Origin of the sequence: Micromonospora sp. AP08 (assembly GCF_008085935.1) — a bacterium.
Lineage (GTDB): Bacteria > Actinomycetota > Actinomycetes > Mycobacteriales > Micromonosporaceae > Micromonospora > Micromonospora chersina.
In genome coordinates, this window is sequence record NZ_VSEZ01000014.1 from 19746 (window position 1) to 37991 (window position 18246).

21 protein-coding genes are annotated in these 18246 nt (G+C 74.8%); 15 read left to right on the top strand and 6 right to left on the bottom strand.

The genetic code is table 11. The features are described from left to right. Window positions 1-6: 6 nt before the first annotated feature. Window positions 7-492 carry a ribonuclease E activity regulator RraA gene (rraA, locus tag FXF50_RS22045; RefSeq protein WP_148430791.1) on the top strand — a complete coding sequence of 162 codons (486 nt, stop codon included), beginning with the start codon at window positions 7-9 and terminating at the stop codon, window positions 490-492. On the opposite strand, the gene FXF50_RS22050 is transcribed toward rraA, so the two are convergent. Then, window positions 489-1298, bottom strand: a complete 810-nt coding sequence (locus FXF50_RS22050; RefSeq protein WP_148430792.1) for a hypothetical protein — start codon at window positions 1296-1298, stop codon at window positions 489-491. The genes rraA and FXF50_RS22050 overlap by 4 nt on opposite strands. 74 nt (window positions 1299-1372) lie before the next feature. Here FXF50_RS22050 and FXF50_RS22055 point away from each other — a divergent pair, with 74 nt between their 5' ends. Continuing rightward, window positions 1373-2317 (top strand): Ppx/GppA phosphatase family protein, encoded by a 945-nt coding sequence (locus FXF50_RS22055; RefSeq protein WP_148430793.1) that lies wholly within the window; start codon window positions 1373-1375, stop codon window positions 2315-2317. A 76-nt stretch (window positions 2318-2393) separates the two neighbouring features. Continuing rightward, on the top strand, window positions 2394-3200 hold the full coding sequence (locus FXF50_RS22060) for a sugar phosphate isomerase/epimerase (RefSeq protein WP_187399767.1): 807 nt from the start codon (window positions 2394-2396) through the stop codon (window positions 3198-3200). Between the two features lie 18 nt (window positions 3201-3218). Here FXF50_RS22060 and FXF50_RS22065 read toward each other — a convergent pair whose 3' ends face one another. From FXF50_RS22065 to FXF50_RS22075, 3 genes are read right to left on the bottom strand one after another with little or no spacing between them, the layout of a single operon-like run. Beyond that, window positions 3219-3794: a CGNR zinc finger domain-containing protein gene (locus FXF50_RS22065; protein WP_091317585.1), complete on the bottom strand. Its 576-nt coding sequence runs from the start codon at window positions 3792-3794 to the stop codon at window positions 3219-3221. A gap of 19 nt (window positions 3795-3813) precedes the next feature. Further along, window positions 3814-4980 carry a glutathionylspermidine synthase family protein gene (locus FXF50_RS22070; RefSeq protein ID WP_148430794.1) on the bottom strand — a complete coding sequence of 389 codons (1167 nt, stop codon included), beginning with the start codon at window positions 4978-4980 and terminating at the stop codon, window positions 3814-3816. A 1-nt stretch (window position 4981) separates the two neighbouring features. Then, a complete protein-coding gene (locus FXF50_RS22075; protein ID WP_255510145.1) occupies window positions 4982-5254 on the bottom strand; it encodes a hypothetical protein in 273 nt (90 codons plus the stop codon). A gap of 118 nt (window positions 5255-5372) precedes the next feature. Between FXF50_RS22075 and FXF50_RS22080 the strand changes: the two genes are divergently transcribed. The 12 genes from FXF50_RS22080 (at window position 5373) to FXF50_RS22140 (ending at window position 16244) form a co-directional block, all read left to right on the top strand. Continuing rightward, window positions 5373-6293: a proline dehydrogenase family protein gene (locus FXF50_RS22080; protein ID WP_148430795.1), complete on the top strand. Its 921-nt coding sequence runs from the start codon at window positions 5373-5375 to the stop codon at window positions 6291-6293. A 95-nt stretch (window positions 6294-6388) separates the two neighbouring features. Continuing rightward, the gene (locus FXF50_RS22085; protein ID WP_148430796.1) at window positions 6389-7183 is read left to right on the top strand and encodes an alpha/beta fold hydrolase; all 795 of its coding nucleotides are present in this window, start codon (window positions 6389-6391) and stop codon (window positions 7181-7183) included. Continuing rightward, window positions 7176-7745: a TetR-like C-terminal domain-containing protein gene (locus tag FXF50_RS22090; protein ID WP_148430797.1), complete on the top strand. Its 570-nt coding sequence runs from the start codon at window positions 7176-7178 to the stop codon at window positions 7743-7745. The genes FXF50_RS22085 and FXF50_RS22090 overlap by 8 nt, the downstream gene beginning before the upstream one ends. Beyond that, on the top strand, window positions 7742-8077 hold the full coding sequence (locus FXF50_RS22095) for a YrdB family protein (protein ID WP_148430798.1): 336 nt from the start codon (window positions 7742-7744) through the stop codon (window positions 8075-8077). Before FXF50_RS22090 ends, FXF50_RS22095 begins: the two co-directional genes overlap by 4 nt. 135 nt (window positions 8078-8212) lie before the next feature. Then, the gene (locus tag FXF50_RS22100; RefSeq protein ID WP_148430799.1) at window positions 8213-9667 is read left to right on the top strand and encodes a hypothetical protein; all 1455 of its coding nucleotides are present in this window, start codon (window positions 8213-8215) and stop codon (window positions 9665-9667) included. A 29-nt stretch (window positions 9668-9696) separates the two neighbouring features. Then, window positions 9697-11091, top strand: a complete 1395-nt coding sequence (locus FXF50_RS22105) for an efflux RND transporter periplasmic adaptor subunit (protein ID WP_148430800.1) — start codon at window positions 9697-9699, stop codon at window positions 11089-11091. Then, on the top strand, window positions 11088-11960 hold the full coding sequence (locus FXF50_RS22110) for an ABC transporter ATP-binding protein (protein ID WP_148430801.1): 873 nt from the start codon (window positions 11088-11090) through the stop codon (window positions 11958-11960). Before FXF50_RS22105 ends, FXF50_RS22110 begins: the two co-directional genes overlap by 4 nt. Beyond that, window positions 11957-13141: an ABC transporter permease gene (locus FXF50_RS22115; RefSeq protein ID WP_148430802.1), complete on the top strand. Its 1185-nt coding sequence runs from the start codon at window positions 11957-11959 to the stop codon at window positions 13139-13141. The genes FXF50_RS22110 and FXF50_RS22115 overlap by 4 nt, the downstream gene beginning before the upstream one ends. A 189-nt stretch (window positions 13142-13330) precedes the next feature. After that, window positions 13331-13540: a helix-turn-helix domain-containing protein gene (locus FXF50_RS22120; protein ID WP_013288759.1), complete on the top strand. Its 210-nt coding sequence runs from the start codon at window positions 13331-13333 to the stop codon at window positions 13538-13540. A gap of 221 nt (window positions 13541-13761) precedes the next feature. Next, a complete protein-coding gene (locus FXF50_RS22125; protein ID WP_007465623.1) occupies window positions 13762-13863 on the top strand; it encodes a 30S ribosomal protein bS22 in 102 nt (33 codons plus the stop codon). Window positions 13864-13983: 120 nt separating this feature from the next. Beyond that, entirely contained in the window at window positions 13984-15057 is a 1074-nt protein-coding gene (locus tag FXF50_RS22130; protein ID WP_148430803.1) for an NAD-dependent epimerase/dehydratase family protein, read from the top strand. Between the two features lie 119 nt (window positions 15058-15176). Then, the gene (locus FXF50_RS22140; RefSeq protein ID WP_370464139.1) at window positions 15177-16244 is read left to right on the top strand and encodes a 1-acyl-sn-glycerol-3-phosphate acyltransferase; all 1068 of its coding nucleotides are present in this window, start codon (window positions 15177-15179) and stop codon (window positions 16242-16244) included. A gap of 13 nt (window positions 16245-16257) precedes the next feature. On the opposite strand, the gene FXF50_RS22145 is transcribed toward FXF50_RS22140, so the two are convergent. Continuing rightward, window positions 16258-17175, bottom strand: coding sequence for an HAD family phosphatase (locus FXF50_RS22145; protein ID WP_255510146.1), 918 nt, complete (start codon window positions 17173-17175; stop codon window positions 16258-16260). A 74-nt stretch (window positions 17176-17249) separates the two neighbouring features. Next, complete coding sequence (locus tag FXF50_RS22150) at window positions 17250-18098, bottom strand: DUF5667 domain-containing protein (RefSeq protein ID WP_148430805.1); 849 nt, start codon at window positions 18096-18098, stop codon at window positions 17250-17252. Between the last annotated feature and the right edge of the window lie 148 nt (window positions 18099-18246).

Genomic DNA, 18246 nt, shown 5'->3' on the forward strand with positions numbered 1-18246 from the left:
ACGACCATGGAGACCACCACGACCGCCGACCTCTACGACCGGCACGGCGACGCCCTCGGCTCGTGCGACACCCAGCTGCGCCAGTTCGGCGGCGTCCGGGCCTTCGCCGGCCCGGCCGTCACGGTGCGCTGCTTCCAGGACAACGCCCTGGTCAAGTCGATCGTGGCCGAACCGGGGGAGGGCCGGGTGCTGGTGGTGGACGGCGGCGGCTCGCTGCATACCGCCCTCATGGGTGACCTCATCGCCGGCACGGCGGCGGAGAACGGCTGGGCCGGCGTGGTGATCAACGGCGCGGTCCGCGACGTCGTGGCCCTCGGCGCCCTGCCCATCGGCATCAAGGCGCTCGGCACGAACCCGCGCAAGAGCGCGAAGACCGGCGCGGGCGAGCGGGACGTCCCGGTGTCGTTCGGCGGCTGCGTCTTCACCCCCGGCGCGGAGGTGCACAGCGACGACGACGGCGTCGTCGTGCTGGCGGCCGCTGGGCGGGACTAGCCCTCGGTGGCGGGGTGCGGGGCGACCTGGCCCTGGCGGAGCCGGGCCGCGCAGAGCTCGGCCAGCTTCGCGTACGCGGGGGCGCCGATCAGCGCGGTCAGCTCCGGGCCGTAGGAGATGTACATCGGCTCGGCGCCGACGTGCGCGTCGGTGGAGGAGGTGCACCACCAGTCCAGGTCGTGACCGCCCGCGCCCCAGCCGCGCCGGTCGAACTCGGTGAGCGTGGAGATCAGCACCTTGGTGTTGTCGGGCCGCTTGTGCCAGTCCTGGTCCCGGCGGATCGGCAGCTGCCAGCAGACGTCCGGCTTGTATTCCAGCGGGTGCACCCCGTCGCGCAGCGCTTGGGCGTGCAGCGCGCAGCCGCCCCCGCCGGGGAAGTCGGCGTCGTTGAGGAAGACGCAGGGCGCGTCGACGGCGCGGGTGGCCGTCCGCCGGGCCGGGTTCTTGCCGTCGATCGTGTCGTTCTCGGTCCAGTTCTTGAAGCCCCGGCGGAAGTGCTGCCAGGTCTCCGGGGTGAGCCGCTTGACCGCCGCCCGGACCCGCTTCTCGTCGTCGCCGTCGGTGAAGAACGCGCCGTGCGAGCAGCAGCCGTCGGCGGCGCGGCCCGCGATGATGCCGTGGCAGCCCCGGCCGAAGATGCACGTCCAGCGGGAGAGCAGCCAGGTCAGGTCGGCCCGCACCACGTGCTTCGCGTCGGCCGGGTCGACGAACTCGATCCACTCCCGCGGGAAGTCCAGCCCGACCTCCCGGCTGCGCGGGTCGTCGGGGTCGTCCACCAGCACGTGAAGCTCGATCTGCCCTGTCACCCGGCCCAGCGTACGCGGGGTGACGGCGCCCGGCCGGCGAGCCGACGAAACGTGTTGGCCCTAGGGTCGTCACCATGCGACTGGGTGTCCTCGACGTCGGCTCCAACACGGTGCACCTCCTGGTGGTCGACGCCCACCACGGCGCGCACCCCTGGCCGGCGCACTCCGAGAAGGTGGTGCTCCGGCTGGCCGAGCAGATCGGCCCGGACGGCGCGCTGACCGACGCGGGCGCCGACGGGCTGGTCAAGGCCGTCGGCATGGCCCGCGCCGCGGCGGACGGTCTGGAGGCCGACGACCTGCTGGCCTTCGCGACCAGCGCGGTCCGCGACGCCACCAACGCGGGCGAGGTGCTGGCGCGGGTCCGGGACGAGACCGGCGTACGCCTGGAGGTGCTCTCCGGCGCGGACGAGGCGCGGATGACCTTCCTGGCGGTGCGGCGGTGGTTCGGGTGGTCCGCCGGCCGGCTGCTCGTGATGGACATCGGGGGCGGCTCCCTGGAGCTGGCCGCCGGCATCGACGAGGGTCCCGACGTGGCGGTCTCGCTGCCGCTGGGCGCGGGTCGGCTGAGCCGGGAGCGGCTGAAGGTCGACCCGTCCGGCGCCGTGCCGCCGTCGGCCGAGACCGTGGAGGAGCTGCGGGAGTACGTCGACGCCCAGCTCGACCCGGTGGTGGAGCAGCTCACCGCGGTGGGCTGGGAGCGCCCGGTGGCCACCTCGAAGACGTTCCGGATGCTGGCCCGGCTGGCCGGCGCGGCGCCCTCCGGGGCCGGGCTGTGGGCGCGGCGCAGCCTGACCCGCACCGGGCTGCGCCAGGTGCTCGGCTTCATCCGGCACATCCCGCCGGCCCAGCTGCCCGAGCTGGAGGGGGTCAGCGCGCAGCGGGCCCACCAGCTCCTCGCCGGTGCGGTGGTGGCCGAGGCGGTGCTGCGCCGGCTCGACGTGGACTGCCTGGACATCTGCCCGTGGGCGCTGCGCGAGGGGGTCATCCTGCGCCGCCTCGATCAACTCGCGCCGATGTGATCCCGGTCAGCCCTTCTACGCCTTTTGCGGGTGCTCGTCCTGATGCGCGCTGGCGGGTGCGGCTACCCTGAGGGGCGTGACTTCCCGCGTTCCGGTGCTCCTGTCCACGTCCTCGGTCTTCCCTGAGCGGACGGCGGCGGCGTTCCAGTTGGCCTCGACGCTCGGTTACGACGGCGTCGAGGTGATGGTCTGGACCGACCCGGTCAGCCAGGACCCGGGCGCGCTGCGCGGCCTGTCCGAGCACTACGGCGTCCCGGTCCTCTCGGTGCACGCGCCCTGCCTGCTGGTGACCCAGCGGGTGTGGAGCCCCGACCCGTGGGAGCGGCTGCGCAGGGCAGCCGAGCTGGCCGAGGTCCTGGAGGCGCCCACCGTCGTGGTGCACCCGCCGTTCACCTGGCAGCGCGACTACGCCCGCAACTTCGCCGACGGGCTCGACAAGATCGCCGGCCGCTTCGGCGGGCTGCGCTTCGCCGTGGAGAACATGTACCCGGTGCGGATGGCCGGCCGGCAGTTCGTCCCGTACGTCCCGGGCTGGGACCCGACCGACACCGGCTACGCCTCGTACACGCTGGACCTGTCGCACTGCGCGGCGTCGCACACCGACGCCCTGGCCATGGCCGACCGGATGGGGTCCGGCCTGGCCCACGTCCACCTGGGCGACGGCACCGGTGAGGGGCGCGACGAGCACCTGGTGCCGGGGCGGGGCGGCCAGCCCTGCGCCGAGCTGCTCCGCTCGCTGGCCGGCCGGGGCTTCACCGGCTCGGTGGCGGTCGAGGTGACGACCCGGGGCGCGAAGAGCCGCGCGGTCCGCGAGGCGGACCTGCGCGAGTCGCTCGCGTTCGCCCGGGCCAACCTGACCGCCCCCTCCCCGGTCGACGCCTGACGCCGGGGCCCGCCCCGGTCAGCTGACCGGGGTGAGCGGTTCCGGCTGGGCCGGCACGGTCACCTGCTCGCCGACGGCGGCCCGCTTGCGGGCCCGGTGCGCGGCCACGTGCGAGCGGGTGGCGCAGCGCTCCGAGCAGAACCGCCGGCAGCAGTTCGACGAGGTGTCCAGGTAGACGTTGCCGCAGCGCTCGTCGGCGCAGACGCCGAACCGGGCGCTGCCGTACTCGCAGAGCCAGACCGACAGGCCCCAGACCGCGCCGGCCAGGTATTCCGAGCTGACCGAGGCGCCCCGGCTGGTCACGTGCATGTGCCAGTCGGAGGAGTCGTGACCGGAGATGCGCGGCTGGACCGGGAAGGCCTCCAGCAGCGCGTTCAGCTCCGTCACCGCCTCGGCGTCGCGGCCCGAGGTGCCGTAGTCGAAGATGTCGCGCAGGCGCTTCTGCGCCCGCCGGAAGATCGTCAGGTCCCGTTCGGCGACCTCGTCGCGCATCCACGCGTTGTCGTCCGGGAAGAGGGCCCGCAGGTCGTCGAGGTCGTCCAGGCGGGCGTTGACGAGATCAACACCGGTCCGGGCGTACGCGTCGAAGTTCACGACACCAACGGTAGACGACTCACGGGGTGCGCGGCGCGTCGATGTAGTGGGGCAGGAACCGCGCGTAACCGTCCGTGATGAGGCTCTCGCTCTCCCGGACGCCCGCGCCGGCCGACTCGCCGTCCACGATCCAGCTGCCCAGCACCATCCGGCTGCCCGCGAACTCGGGCAACGCGCGGAACTCCTGGTAGCAGAAGCCCTCGTCGCCGTAGATCCCCGGGTTGGTGATCTCGGTGCCGCCGGTCACGATGCGTACCGAGCCGCCCTCCCGGCCGAGGAGCGGCTTCGCCACGTACTCGGCCATCCCGCGCGGCGAGTCCAGGTACGCGGGCAGCAGGTAGTCGTGCCCGGGGTAGAGCTCCCAGAGCACCGCCAGCAGCGCCTTGTTCGACAGCAGCAGCTTCCAGGCCGGCTCGATCCAGGTGGTCGGGGTGCCCGGCGCCAGCGCCGGCGGCCCGTACGGCTCGGCCAGCATCCACTCCCAGGGATAGAGCTTGAAGCAGGTGGTGATCGGCCGGTCGGCGGCGTCGACGAAGCGCCGCCCGTCCCAGCCGACCTGCTGGATCGGCATGAGCGTGACGTCCAGGCCCGCCTGCCGGGCGGTCTCGGCCAGGTAGCCGGCGGTGATCTGGTCCTCGCCCGACTCCTCCTCCGACGACCAGAGCACGTGCACGCGGGGGTCGTGCAGGCCGGCGCCGATCTTGGCCCAGCCGCCCACCAGCCGCTCGTGCAGGCTGTTCCACTGGTCCGCGTCCGGCCGGGTGTGCTCCAGCCAGTACCACTGCACGATGCTCGCCTCGACCAGCGCCGTCGGGGTGTCGGCGTTGTACTCCAGGAGCTTCGGCGGCCAGCTGCCGTCGTACCAGAGGTCGAAGCGGCCGTAGAGGGTCGGCGGGGCCTCCCGCAGCGACCGGGCGACCGCCTCGGCGGCCCACTCCGGGATGCCGAACTCGGCGTACCGGTTGCGGGCCACCACGTGCTCGGCGGCGGCCACCGACATCCGGTGCAGCTCCTCCGTCGCCTCCTCCAGCCGGAGCACCTCGTCCAGCTCGAAGGCGTACGCGGCGGTCTCGTCCCAGTACGACATGATCTCGCCGTCGGGCAGCTCGGTGTCGACGTACACCAGGCCCTGGGCCCGGATGGTGGCGTCCCAGTCGGGGCGCGGGGTGCTGGTCTCGCGCCGCACCTCAGCCGCCGCAGGAGGCGAGGTGGGTGCCGAAGCCGCCGCGCTCGGGCAGCGCCGCGGCGACCGGCGCCGGGGTGTCCCGGGCGGCGGCCGGCGCGGGGACCCGCAGGGCCACGGCGACGGTGTCGCCGCCCCCGCCGGCCGGGCCGAGCGCACAGTCGTCATCGTCGTCGTCGTAGCCGTTGTTGCAGCCGGAGAGCGCGAGCGCGAGGGCGGTCAGGGCACCGAGCTGCACGGTGGCCGACCGGAGCCGGCGTCGGGGGCGTCGTTCCACGTGATCGTTGTAGCGGATCGCCGCCAGCCGGGCGGCCCCGCGGTCGCCGTCGGAACGCTGCGTGACGTTGCCCGCCGCCCCCCGGCGCGGGCCCAGCGCCGGGCGTTACGCTCGGCTCATGCTCCGTTCCGTCATCCTCGCCGCCTCCCGGTCATCCCAGGTCGAGCGGCTCGTCGCGACGGCCCCGTTCACCCGGGACGTCGTCCGCCGGTTCGTCGCCGGCGCCGGCACCGACGACGCGCTGCGCGCGACCCGTGCACTCGTCGCCGACGGCCAAGCGGTCACCCTCGACCACCTCGGCGAGGACACCGTCACCCCGGAGCAGGCGAACGCCACCCGGGACGAATACCTCAAGCTGCTGCGACTGCTGGGCGCCGCCGGGCTCACCCCGGCCGCCGAGGTCAGCGTCAAGCTCTCCGCGCTCGGGCAGATGTTCGACGAGCAGCTCGCGTACGACAACGCGCGGGCGATCTGCGCGGCGGCCGACGCGGTGGGCACCACGGTCACCCTGGACATGGAGGACCACACCACCACCGACTCGACCCTGGACATCCTCGCCAAGCTGCGCAAGGACTACCCGTCGACCGGTGCGGTGCTCCAGGCGTACCTGCGGCGGACCGAGTCGGACTGCCGCGAGCTGTCCGGCGCCGGTTCCCGGGTGCGGCTCTGCAAGGGCGCGTACAAGGAGCCCGAGTCGGTGGCGTACCAGTCCGCCCGCGAGGTCGACAAGTCGTACGTGCGCTGCATGAACGTGCTCATGTCCGGTGACGGCTACCCGATGCTGGCCACCCACGACCCGCGCCTGATCGCGATCGGCGAGGACCGGGCCCGCTGGTTCGACCGCGGCCCGGAGCGGTTCGAGTTCCAGATGCTGTTCGGCATCCGCCCCGAGGAGCAGAAGCGCCTCGTCGGCGACGGCTACACGGTGCGCACCTACGTCCCCTACGGCGACCAGTGGTACGGCTACCTCATGCGCCGGCTGGCCGAGCGCCCCGCCAACATGATGTTCTTCGGCCGCGCCCTGATGTCGAAGAAGTGAGTCGAACGGAACGGGCCGGTGGGACGTCGTCCTGCCGGCCCGTTCCGCGTTCCGGGGCCTTGACGCATAAAGCTAATGACATTAGCTTTATGGCTATGACGATTAGCCAGGTGGCGCGGGACGGCGGAACCATCGCGTACGAGGTGCACGGGGAGGGGCCGCTCGTGGTCCTCTCGCACGGCATGGGGGAGAACCGGGCAGCCTTCCGCCACCTGGTGCCCCGGCTGGTCGCGGCCGGCTACCGGGTCGCCTCGGTGGACGTGCGCGGGCACGGCGACTCCAGCCCCCGCTGGTCCAGCTACGCGCCGGCCGAGGTCGGCGGCGACCTGCTCGCCGTGGTCCGAGCGCTCGGCGGCGGCCCGGCCACCCTGGTCGGCAGCTCCTCCAGCGGCGCCGCCGTGGTGTTCGCCGCCGCCGACGGCCCCGCGCTGGTCAACGGCATCGTCCAGGTCAGCCCGTTCGTCGCCCCGCCGAAGCCCAACCCGGTGCTGCGGGCCGCCCAGGCGGTTGTGCTGCGCAGTCCGCGGCTGTTCGGCATGTTCCACCGCACCCTGTTCCCGTGCGGGCGGCCCGCCGACGACGCCGCGTACCGCAAGGAGATGGTCGCCAAGCTCCGGGGCCGGATGGCCGCGGTGCGCGGCGTGGTCGCGCCGGTCGACCCGCACTGGAGCGAGCGGGCCCGGGAGGTGCGGCAGCCGGTGCTGGTGCTGATGGGCACGAAGGACCCGGACTTCCCCGACCCGGGCGCCGAGGCGCGGGCCGCCCGCCGGCTCTTCGCCACCGCCGAGGCCCGCATGATCGCCGACTCCGGCCACTACCCGCACGCCGACCAGCCCGACGCCACCGCCGCCGACCTGGTCGAGTTCCTGGCGGTGACCTCCGGTGCCTAGGGCGGGCCTCACCCCGCAGACCGTGGTCCGCGAGGCGGCCGTGCTCGCCGACGAGGTCGGTTACGACCGGCTCACCCTGGCCGCGCTCGCCGCCCGGCTCGGTGTCGCGCTGCCCAGCCTCTACAAGCACGTCAAGGGCGTCGACGCGCTGCACCAGAAGCTGGCGGTGCTCGCCACCGCCGAGGTCGCCACCGAGCTGACCACCGCCGCCGCGGGCCGGGCCGGCGGTGACGCGCTGCGCGCCACCGCGACCGCCCTCCGGGAGTACGCCCGCCGGCACCCCGGCCGCTACCCGGCCACCCAGCGGGCGCCGGACCCCGACGACCCCGAGCACCTGGCCGCCGCCGAGCGGGCCGTCGGTGCCATCTACGCGATCCTGCGCGGGTACGACCTCGACGGCGACGCCGCGGTCGACGCCACCAGGATGTTCCGGGCCGCGGTGCACGGGTTCATCACCCTGGAGGCGGCCGGCGGGTTCGGGCTGCCCCGGGACATCGACCGTTCCTTCGACGAGATGGTGGCCGCGCTGGACACCGCGTACCGCAACTGGAGGTCCCGGTGAAGGCCGCCCTGCTCACGCTCATCTTCCTGCTGGAGTTGGCCATGCTCGCGGCCGCCGGCTGGTGGGGCTTCACCCTCGACGCCGGCTGGCCGGTACGGCTGCTCGCCGGCCTCGGCGCCCCGCTGGCGATCGCCGTGGTCTGGGGGCTCTTCTGCTCGCCCCGCGCCACCGTGGCGCTGCCCGCCCCGGCCAAGCTGGGCGTGCAGGCCGCCTGCTTCCTCACCGGCGGCCTGCTGCTCGCCCTGGCCGGCCGCCCGGTGCCCGGCGCGCTGCTGGTGGCCCTGTGGGCGCTGGACAAGACCCTCCTCACCCTGTCCGGCGACAAGGTCTGACCCCTGATACTGGATCTTGGACGATTTCGGCCCCGGTGGCGGCCGTTTCCTACCAAGATCTCTCCCGGGTGGCGGGCCGGCGTGACGCGCGGGGGGACTCTTCCCGGATCGCCCGATTGGTCGTACCCTTCGCCGGTGACCGACGGTGACGAGCGGCCCGCCGGCGCGGCGGCGAGCGGCGACGAGCAGCCGGCCACTGTGCCGCGGGACGGCGGGTCGGCCGTTCAGGGCGCGCTTGCCGCTGCCGAGGACTCCGCTTCGGAACCCGGGCCGCGGTCCGACCCGGCCGGTGAGCTGGCCACCGCTCCCGGCGTACACCCGTTCGTCGTCGGTGGTGGGCCCCCGACGCGGCGGTGGCGGCTCTGGGCCGTGCTGGGGCTGGTGCTCGTGCTGGTGGCGTGCGGGGTTCCCGGCGTACTGCTGCTGGGGCTGGTGCGCGACGCGGCCGGGCGGCCGGCGGCGGACCGCGAGGACCGCGGCACGGCGGCCGAGCGGCAGCTTCGCGCGCGGATGGCGGCTCAGCTCGACCGGCAGGCCGCCGCCCTGCTCGACGGTGACCGCGCCGGCTTCCTGGCCGTCGCGGAGCCCGCCGCCCGACCCGCGCTCACCCGGCGGTACGCCGCGCTGCGCGCGCTCCGGGTCACCGCATGGCGGCCGGTGGCGGACGGGGTGCCGGCGGCGGACGACCGGCGGCCGGGGGAGTGGCGGCTGACGGTGACCGTCGGCTACTGCTTCGTGGTGCCGGGCTGCACGCCGAGCAGCGTCGAGCTGGGCACCCGGTGGCGGGTGGCGGGGGATTCCGAACCTTGGCTGACCGCCGTCGAGGAGTCCCGGGCGACGCCGGCCGGCGCGCGGCCCTGGGAGGTCAGCGACCTGGCCGTGGCGGTCGGGAAGCGGGCCGTGGTCGCGACCACGCCGGCGCTGCGGGGCAAGCTGCCGGGCCTGCTCGCCCAGGCCGAGGCCGCCGCCACGGTCGCCGACCTGTACGCGGTGTCCGCGCCCCCGCCGGACCGCTACCTGGTCTACTACGCGGGGCGGGCCGAGTGGCAGCGCTGGTACGGCGGCGGCCGGCCGAAGTGGACCGCCGGGTACGCGGTCGGCGTCGGCGGCGGGCACCACGACGTCGTGCTGAACGCGCAGAGCCTGACCCCGGGTGGCGTCGACGACCTGCTCCGACACGAGCTGACCCACGCCGCGTCGCTGCCCGACGGGGGCTACGCGGACCGGTCGAGCTGGTGGCTGGTGGAGGGGTTGGCCGAGTACGCGGGCGCCGACGGCCAGCCGGTGGACCGCTACGAGGGCCTGGCCGAGGCGCGCAAGCTGGTCCGGGGCGGGTGGAACGGCCGGCTCGACGCGCTGGCCCCGGCCGACGACGCCTCCGACGACCGGGTGGGCGGCGCCTACGGCATCGGTTACCTGGCCGTGCACCACCTGGTCGACCGGTTCGGGGAGCAGCGGGTGCTGGACTTCTTCCGGGCCGTGGTACACGAGCGCCGGTCGATGGCCGAGGCCGCCGACGAGGTGTTCGGCGAGCCCTGGTCGGGGCTGCACGACGACTGCGTGGCCTACCTGCGAGCGGTCGCCGGCTGAGGCGTCGACGCTGGTCGACGGGTCGTAGCATGGGCCGGGTGGCCCGCACCCCCTCGCCGCGGCTGCCCGCGGCCCGCCGCCCCCGTCTCGTCACCGCCCTCCTCGCCGTCGTCGCGCTGACCGGCGCCACCGCCGCCTCGTGCGGCGACGACCGGTCCGCGGTCACCGTGGCCCAGGTGGGCCGCTCCGCGGTGACCGAGGTGATCGACGCGCCGGCCACGGTGACCGCCCGGGCCGCCGCGACCCTCACGGCCCCCGCCGACGGCACCCTGGCCACCCTGCGTGTCCAGCCTGGACAGCGGGTCGCGCGGGGGCAGGTGCTCGCCGTGATCGACTCGCCGTCCGCGCGGGACCGGTTGGCGCAGGCCCGCGAGGCGCTCCGGGCCGCGAAGCGGGCGGGTCGGGGCGTCGGCGCCGGCGACCTGGGCGGCCGCCGGCGGGACACCGACCGGGCCGCCACCGAGGCGTTCGCCGCCGCCCGCAAGGCGGCCGGGAAGATCGGTGATCCGCAGCTGCGGGCCGCGCTGCTGCTCCAGGTCGAGTCGGCGCAGGAGCAGTACGCGTCGGCCGCCCGCGCCGCCGACCGGGCGGTCAGCGCCGTGCAGCGCGGGGTGGCCGGGCTGAACAGCGCCGTCGGCGCGCTGTCGACCGCGCAGCGCCTCCAGGCCCAGCAGGCGTACGACCTGGCGAAGGCGACGGTCGACGCGCTGACCCTGCGCGCCCCGATCCCCGGCGTGGTGCAGCCGGGCGGGACCCGGGCGGCCACCCCGACCGACCTCACCGGGCTGCTCGGCGCCGCCGGCGGTGCGGTGCCGGGCCTCGACCCGTCGGCCCTCGGCGCGGCCGGGCAGGGCGGCCCGCCCGCGGGGGTGGACGACGCGGTGCCGGCCGGTGGCCGGGTCACCGCGGGCACGCCGGTGCTGACCGTGGTGGACACCGGTCAGCTCGGCCTGCTCGCCGAGGTGGACGAGACCGATGTGCTGCTGGTCCGGGCCGGGCTGGCCGCCACGGTCGAGCTGGACGCGGTGACCGGCGCGACGTACGACGCCACCGTCCGCTCGGTGGACATGCTGCCGACCAGCTCGGCGCGGGGCGGGGTCACCTACCGGGTGCGGCTCGGCCTCGGGGCCGGGCGGCTCGGCGAGGGGGAGGCCGCCCCGGCGCCCCGCCCCGGCATGAACGCCGTGGTCCACCTCCGGGTCCGCGAGGCGGCCGACGCGGTGGCCGTGCCCGCCTCGGCGGTCTTCAACGCCGACGGGCGGGACGCCGTCTGGCTGCTGCGCGACGGGAAGGCCGACCGGGTGCCGGTGACCGTGGGCGTGCAGGGGCAGGACCTCGTGCAGATCGTCAGCGGGGTGCGCGCCGGGGACCGGATCGTCGTACGCGGCGCCGACCAGGTCCACGACGGCCAGGAGCTGCCGTGACCGTCGCCGCGATCGAGGCGGTCGACGTGTCCCGCACGTACGAGCTGGACGGGGTGTCGGTGCCCGCGCTGCGCGGGGTGTCGCTCACCATCGCGCAGGGCGAATACGTGGCGGTGATCGGGCCCTCCGGCTCGGGCAAGTCCACCCTCATGCACCTGCTCGGCGGGCTCGACCGGCCGACCGGCGGCCGGCTGGTGATCGGCGGCCGGGACGTGGCCACCCTGACCGCGCCGGAGCTGGCGACGTTGCGCAACGAGACGATCGGCTTCGTCTTCCAGGCGTTCCACCTGCTGCCCCGCACGTCCGCCGTGGACAACGTGGCGCTGCCCCTGGTCTACCGGGGCGTCGGGGCGCGGCAGCGGCGGGAACGCGCCGCGGCGATGCTCGGCCGGGTCGGGCTGGGCCACCGGCTGACCCACCGCCCCAACCAGCTCTCCGGGGGCGAGCAGCAGCGGGTGGCGATCGCCCGGGCCCTGGTCACCGACCCGGCGGTGCTGCTCGCCGACGAGCCCACCGGCAACCTGGACAGCGCCACCGGCGAGGCCGTGCTGGAGCTGCTGGAACGGCTGAACGCCGAGTCCGGGGTGGCGCTGGTCATGGTGACCCACGACCCGGAGGTGGCCGCCCGTGCCCGCCGGCGGATCGCCGTCCGGGACGGGCTGATCCGCTCCGACACCGTTCATGATCGACCGCTGTCGGGCGGCGACGGTGGACCTGAGACACTGGACGCCGCTCCCAGCGCGGAGCCCCGGTCCGCGTCCGGAAGCGGCCCGGGGCACCCGTCCGGTGGCTCCGGTGGCGCCACCGGAGCCACCGGACGCCTTCCGCGCACCGGCGGGACCGGCACGCCGGCCGGGGGTGCCGGATGAGGGTGGCCGAGGCGTGGCGGGTGGCGCTCGACGCGCTGCGCGCCAACCGGATGCGCAGCGCGCTGACCATGCTCGGAGTGATCATCGGGGTCGCCTCGGTGGTGCTCCTGGTCGCCATCGGCACCGGCACCAAGCAGAAGGTCGAACAGCAGGTGGAGGGGCTCGGCTCCAACCTGCTCCTGGTGGTTCCCGGCAAGCTCGACGTCGGCACCGCCCCGGTGGTGTCGCCGCTGGACCTGAAGGACGTGGACGCCGTCTCCCGGGTGGTCGGCGACCCCGGCCGGGTGGCCGTCACCATCGCCTCCGGCGCGACGGCGCGGGCCGGCGCCCGGTCCGACTTCACCACCGTGCAGGGGGTGCTGGAGACCACCCCGTCGGTCTTCACCCGCACGCTGGCCCGCGGCCGCTACCTGACCGGGGCCGACGTGGACACCAGCCGCCGGGTGGCGGTGCTCGGCGCGTCCGTGGCCCGGGCGCTGTTTCCCGAGCGGGACCCGCTCGGCCAGCAGGTCACCCTGGCCGGGGTCCGGTTCCGGGTGATCGGCGTCTTCACCCCGCTCGGGCAGAGCCTCGGCGTCGACCGGGACGACGAGGTGCACATCCCGGTGACCGCCGCGCAGCGGCTCTGGGGGACCCAGCGGATCGACGGCATCGCGGTCAAGGCGCCCGACCGGGAACGGATCGACCAGCTCGGCGAGCGGATCGTCGCCGAGCTGTCCCGCCGGCACCCGGACACCGAGTTCAGCGCGGTGACCCAGCAGCAGATCCTCGGCGTGCTCGGCGACATCCTCGGCGTGCTCACCGGGGTGCTGGCCGCCATCGCCGGCATCTCGCTGCTGGTCGGCGGCGTCGGCGTCTCCAACATCATGCTGGTCTCGGTACGCGAGCGGACCCGCGAGATCGGCCTGCGCAAGGCGGTCGGCGCGCGACCCCGGGACATCGGCGTGCAGTTCCTGCTGGAGGCGGTGCTGCTCACCTCGATCGGCGGGCTGACCGGGATGGCGCTCGGCGTGGGCACCGCGCTGCTGGTCGACGCCGTCTCGCCGATCCCGGCGGCGATCACCTGGTGGTCGCTGGCGCTCGCCTTCGGCGTCTCGGCGGCCGTCGGCATCGTCTTCGGGGTGGTGCCCGCCCAGCGCGCCGGCCGGCTCGACCCCGTGGTCGCGTTGCGCGCCGAGTGAACCGGACGAGCCACCCGTCCGGGCGAAAAACACCAGCTCAACGAGGCACCCGCCATGATCAAAGGAAAGAAGGGATCGCGCCGGTCACAGCCGCCCCGCTACCGTACTGGTAACACGCGCGTCGCTCGTCGTGGCGGGAAGCAACCTGCTCGGCGGCACGCGCCGGGCATGGGAATGGGTCGGTGAGCCATGGCCGGGTCGCAGTCCGACGCTCGACTGTCGGATGTCAGGTTCCTGACCGTCGCCGAGGTGGCGACGGTCATGCGGGTGTCCAAGATGACGGTCTACCGTCTCGTGCACAGCGGTGAGCTGACCGCGGTGCGGGTCGGCCGGTCGTTCCGGGTGCCCGAGCACGCCGTGCACGAATACCTCCGGGGCGCGTTCCAGGAAAGCGCCTGACACGTCGCGCGGCCAGGCCGGCGAGTGCGACGTAACGGGCATCGACGGGGGCGCGTTGGTCCTGCTGACGCACTCCGGCTACCCTGGACCCCGACCGTGACCGCACCCTGGTGTGCCCTGCCCACCACGCTGGTCCGGTCCGTTGTCCGCAAGCGGTCACCGACGCCACGTCCCGTGGTGTCTCCCGGTCCGCCCCGCACGTTGCATCGAAAGGCTGTCGTATGGGCTCGGTGGTCAAGAAGCGCCGCAAGCGCATGGCTAAGAAGAAGCACCGCAAGCTGCTGCGCAAGACCCGCGTCCAGCGTCGTCGTCTCGGCAAGTGACCGGGGCCGGGCTGCGGCCCGGCACCCGGCGCCACTTGCCACCTGCCGACCCCCGGAGGCTCAGGTGATCAGGCCGTGGACGTCCCGGCTCGATCCCGCCTGCCGGCCGAGGCGCACGACATGACCCCCGGTGGCACCTCAGGTGCTCCGGGGGTCGTCGTCGTGACCGGGGTCGGCCGCTACCTCGGCGCGCACGTCGCCGCCCGGCTCGCCGCCGACCCCCGCATCGAACGCGTCATCGGGGTCGACCCGGCCACCCCCAACCCCGAGCTCGACGACCTGCTCTCGGGGGTCGAGCGGGTCCGCCTCGACCTCGACTCGCTCGGCGGCCTCCTGGTCGACCTCGACGTCGACGCCGTGGTGCACCTGGCGCTGGTGACCGCCCCCGACCCGCAGCAGGGCGGCCGGTCGGCGATGAAGGAACAGAACGTCATCGGCACCATGCAGCTCCTCGCCGCCTGCCAGCGGGCGCCGCGGCTGCGCAAGCTCGTGGTCCGCTCGTCGACCGCCGCGTACGGGGTGTCGTTCCGCGACCCGGCCGTCTTCACCGAGGAGACCGAGCCGCGCGAGGTGCCGCGCGGCGGTTTCGGCCGCGACATCCTCGACATCGAGGGGTACGTCCGCGGGTTCCGCCGCCGCCGGCCCGACGTCACGGCGACCGTGCTGCGCTTCGCGCCGTTCATCGGCTCGACCGCCGACACCACGCTCACCCGATACTTCGCCCAGCCGGTGGTGCCCACCGTCTTCGGCCGCGACCCGCGGTTGCAGTTCGTCCACTTCGACGACGCCTTGGAGGTGCTGCACCGGTCGGTAGCCGAGGAGCACCCCGGCACCTACAACGTCGCCGGGCCGGGGGTGCTCTCGCTGTCGCAGGCCATCCGCCGGGCCGGCCGGGTGGCCGTGCCCGTGCTGGAGCCGGGCCTCGCCGGGGTGGCCGCCATCGCCCGCAGCATGGGCTTCGGCCGCTACGGTTTGGACCAGGTCGACCTCTTCGTGCACGGTCGGGTGGTGGACACCACCAGACTGGAGCGCGAGTACGGCTTCACACCCCGCTCGACAGCGGCCGCGTTCGACGACTTCATCCGCGCCCACCACGGCGGTGTCGTGGTGACCCGGGACCAGCTCGCCACGGCCGAGCAGTTGGTGCTGGAGGGCATCCGGCAGGTCCGGGCGGCCGTGCGGGAGCGCTCGTGAGCGCGGGCGAGGAGCGGGGCGAGGCGCGGTACGACGTACCGCTGACCGTGCCGGGGCCGGACGCGGAGCCGGCGCGGCGCAACGGGCACCGGCGGGCCGCGGCGGCCGCCGAGCCGGCGATGAAGGCGGCGCCGCCGGCCGCCGACGAGCCGGACACCTCCGCCGACGAGCCGGCCCCGGCCCCGCGCACGCGCGCGCCGGGCGACGTCACCCCGAAGAGGACCGTGGCCAAGAAGACCGTGGCGAAGAAGACCGTCGCCAAGAAGGCCCCGGCGGAGAAGCCGGCGGACGAGCCGGTCGCGGGCGACGCGACCCCGCGCGGATCGGCGGTGGCGGACCGGCCGGGAGACCACTGGGACCGGAAGGTGGCCAAGGGGCTGGCCTTCCTGCGGCGGCGGCTGGCCGGCGACTACGAGGTGGACGAGTTCGGCTTTGATCCGGACCTGACCGACGCCGTCTTCCACCCGCTGGTCCGGCTGCTCTACCGGGACTGGTTCCGCACCGAGGTCAGCGGCGTCGAGCACGTGCCCGCGGCGGGGGCCGGCCTGGTGGTCGGGAACCACTCCGGCACGGTGGCGCTGGACGCGCTGGTGCTCTCGACCGCGCTGCATGACCGGCACCCGGCGCGCCGCTACCTGCGACTGCTCGGCGCCGACCTGGTCTTCCGGATGCCGGTGGTCTCCGAGATCGCCCGCAAGACCGGCGGGACGGTGGCGTGCAACCCCGACGCGGAGCGGCTGCTCGGCAACGGCGAGCTGGTCGGGGTCTTCCCGGAGGGCTTCAAGGGGGTCGGCAAGCTCTACGCCGACCGTTACAAGCTCCAGCGCTTCGGGCGGGGCGGCTTCGTCTCGGCGGCGCTGCGGACCGGCACGCCGATCGTGCCGGTGGCCATCGTCGGCGGCGAGGAGATCTACCCGATGCTCGCCGACGTCAAGCCGCTGGCCCGGCTGCTCAAGCTGCCCTACTTCCCGGTCACGCCGACCTTCCCCTGGCTGGGGCCGCTGGGCATGGTGCCGCTGCCGAGCAAGTGGCTGATCGAGTTCTGCCCGCCGATCCCGACCGCGCACCTGCGCGACTCGGCCGACGATCCGATGGTCGTGTTCAACCTCGCCGACCAGGTGCGGGAGACCATCCAGCAGACCCTGCACCGGCTGCTCGAACGCCGCCCGGACCCGTTCGGCCCCTGAGCCGCGCAGCGCGTCAGTCGACGCGCTGCCGGCGGCGGTGCAGGGCCAGCCCGGCCGTGACGGCGCCGGCGAGCAGCCCGGCGGCGGCCGTGGACGGCACGGCGATCTTCACGGCCCGCCGGCCGGTGCGGAAGTCGCGGACGTCCCAGCCCCGCTCGCGGGCCTGCCGGAGCAACGCCGGATCCGGGTTGACCGCCACCGGGCGCCCCACGGTGGAGAGCATCGGCAGGTCGTTGGCCGAGTCGCTGTAGGCCGCGCAGCGGCTCAGTTCCAGCCCTTCCACCGCCGCGAGCTGCGTGATGGCCTCGGCCTTGGCCGGGCCGTGCATGAGGTCGCCGACCAGCCGGCCGGTGTACGCCCCGTCGACCACCTCGGCCACCGTGCCGATCGCCCCGGTCAGGCCGAGGCGGGTGGCGATCACCCGGCCGATCTCCACCGGGGCCGCGCTGACCAGCCACACCCGCTCGCCCGCGTCGAGGTGGCGCTGGGCCAGCTTGCGGGTGCCGGCCCAGATGCGCGGGGCCATCAGCTCGTCGAAGATCTCCTCGGTGAGGCGTTCGACGTCGTCGACCCGCCAGCCCTCGACGAAGGCGAGCGCCGCCTCCTTGGCCTGCGACATGTCCCCGGCGTGCTCGGTGGCGAGCAGCCGGAACTTCGCCTGCTGCCAGGCGAACCGGGCGAGGTCACCGGTGGTGAAGTACTTCCGGGCGGCCAGCCCGCGGGCGAACCAGTAGATCGACGCGCCCTGCATCATCGTGTTGTCCACGTCGAAGAACGCGGCGGCCGTCGGGTCGGGCGTCGGGGTGGCCGGGGGTGCCTCCGGGGTCTCCGACCAGCCGGCGGTGTGCCCGTGGACGTCGGTGCTGACCGTCACCTTGCGGCTCCGGGTCACGGCGACCTCCCCTCGAACGACCGCGTACGCCCTCCGCATCGAGCCTATCCGGCGCCGTGTGACGGGCGGATGTCCGGCGGGAGAAGTGTGGCGTGAACGGCTGTCCGGCCGGTTCAGCGGTCGCCGGGGCAGGTGGTCGGCGCGGGTCCGAGCGCGTCGCTGGCCGCCGGGGCCGGCAGCCCGCAGGCGATCGCCTCGCGGAGCGCGTCGGCGCGTCGGCCGGCCGCGTCGAGCAGGGCCAGCGAGCGGCGGGTGCGGTCCCGGTCGGCGTGGTCCGACCGGTCGAGCAGCCCGCTGACCGCCCGGCGCTGGCCGCCGAGGAACGTGTCGACGGCGTCCAGCGCCGCCGGGTCGGAGCGCTGCGCGGCCACCGTGGTCAGCAGGCGTACGCCCTGCCGGGTGTCGGCGTCCATGTCGTCCAGCACGGCGCTGAAGCCGAGCCGGTCGTCGCGGACCGTGGCGGCCTCGTCGAGCCGGGTGCGGGCGAAGTCGAGGAAGAGCTGGCCCCGGCTGATGTCGGAGCTGGCCAGGGCGAGCTGGGCGCGCTCGGTCGAGCGCTTCATGCCGTAGAGGGCGTCGCCGGGCACCGCGTTCTCGCTGGCGGCGGAGATGCCGGAGAGGGCGATCGCGCCGGCGGCCACGCCGACCAGGATGGCGCCGCGGGCCCGGGCCCGCCGCCCGGTCATCGCCGGCAGCAGGGAGCCGCGGACGCCGGTCTTCGCCGGGGCGGTGACACCCTCGCGTTCGGCGGTGGCGACGAGCATCGCCCGCAGCCCGGTGCGGAATTCGGTGTCCACCTCGACGTCCGGCCGGTCGGCGGTGAGCCGCCGACTCACCGCGACGAGCGCGGCGAGTTCGTCGTCGGCCGGGGAACGGACGTGGTGCCGCCGGCCGCCGTTGGCCTCGTCGAGGAGTTGCGCGAAGCGCTCGGCACGCCGACGGGAGAAGAGGTCGCTGTCCACCGCAGGCACCCCCTCTCGCTGGTCACGGCCGCTCTGGCCGTCGTCGTCACCAGCGACCGGTGGCAGCGTGTGGCCGACGGCCGACCGGGACGGCCGACCTGACCCACCGGACCGGGTGGCCCGGGGGACGCCGGGACAACCACTGGTC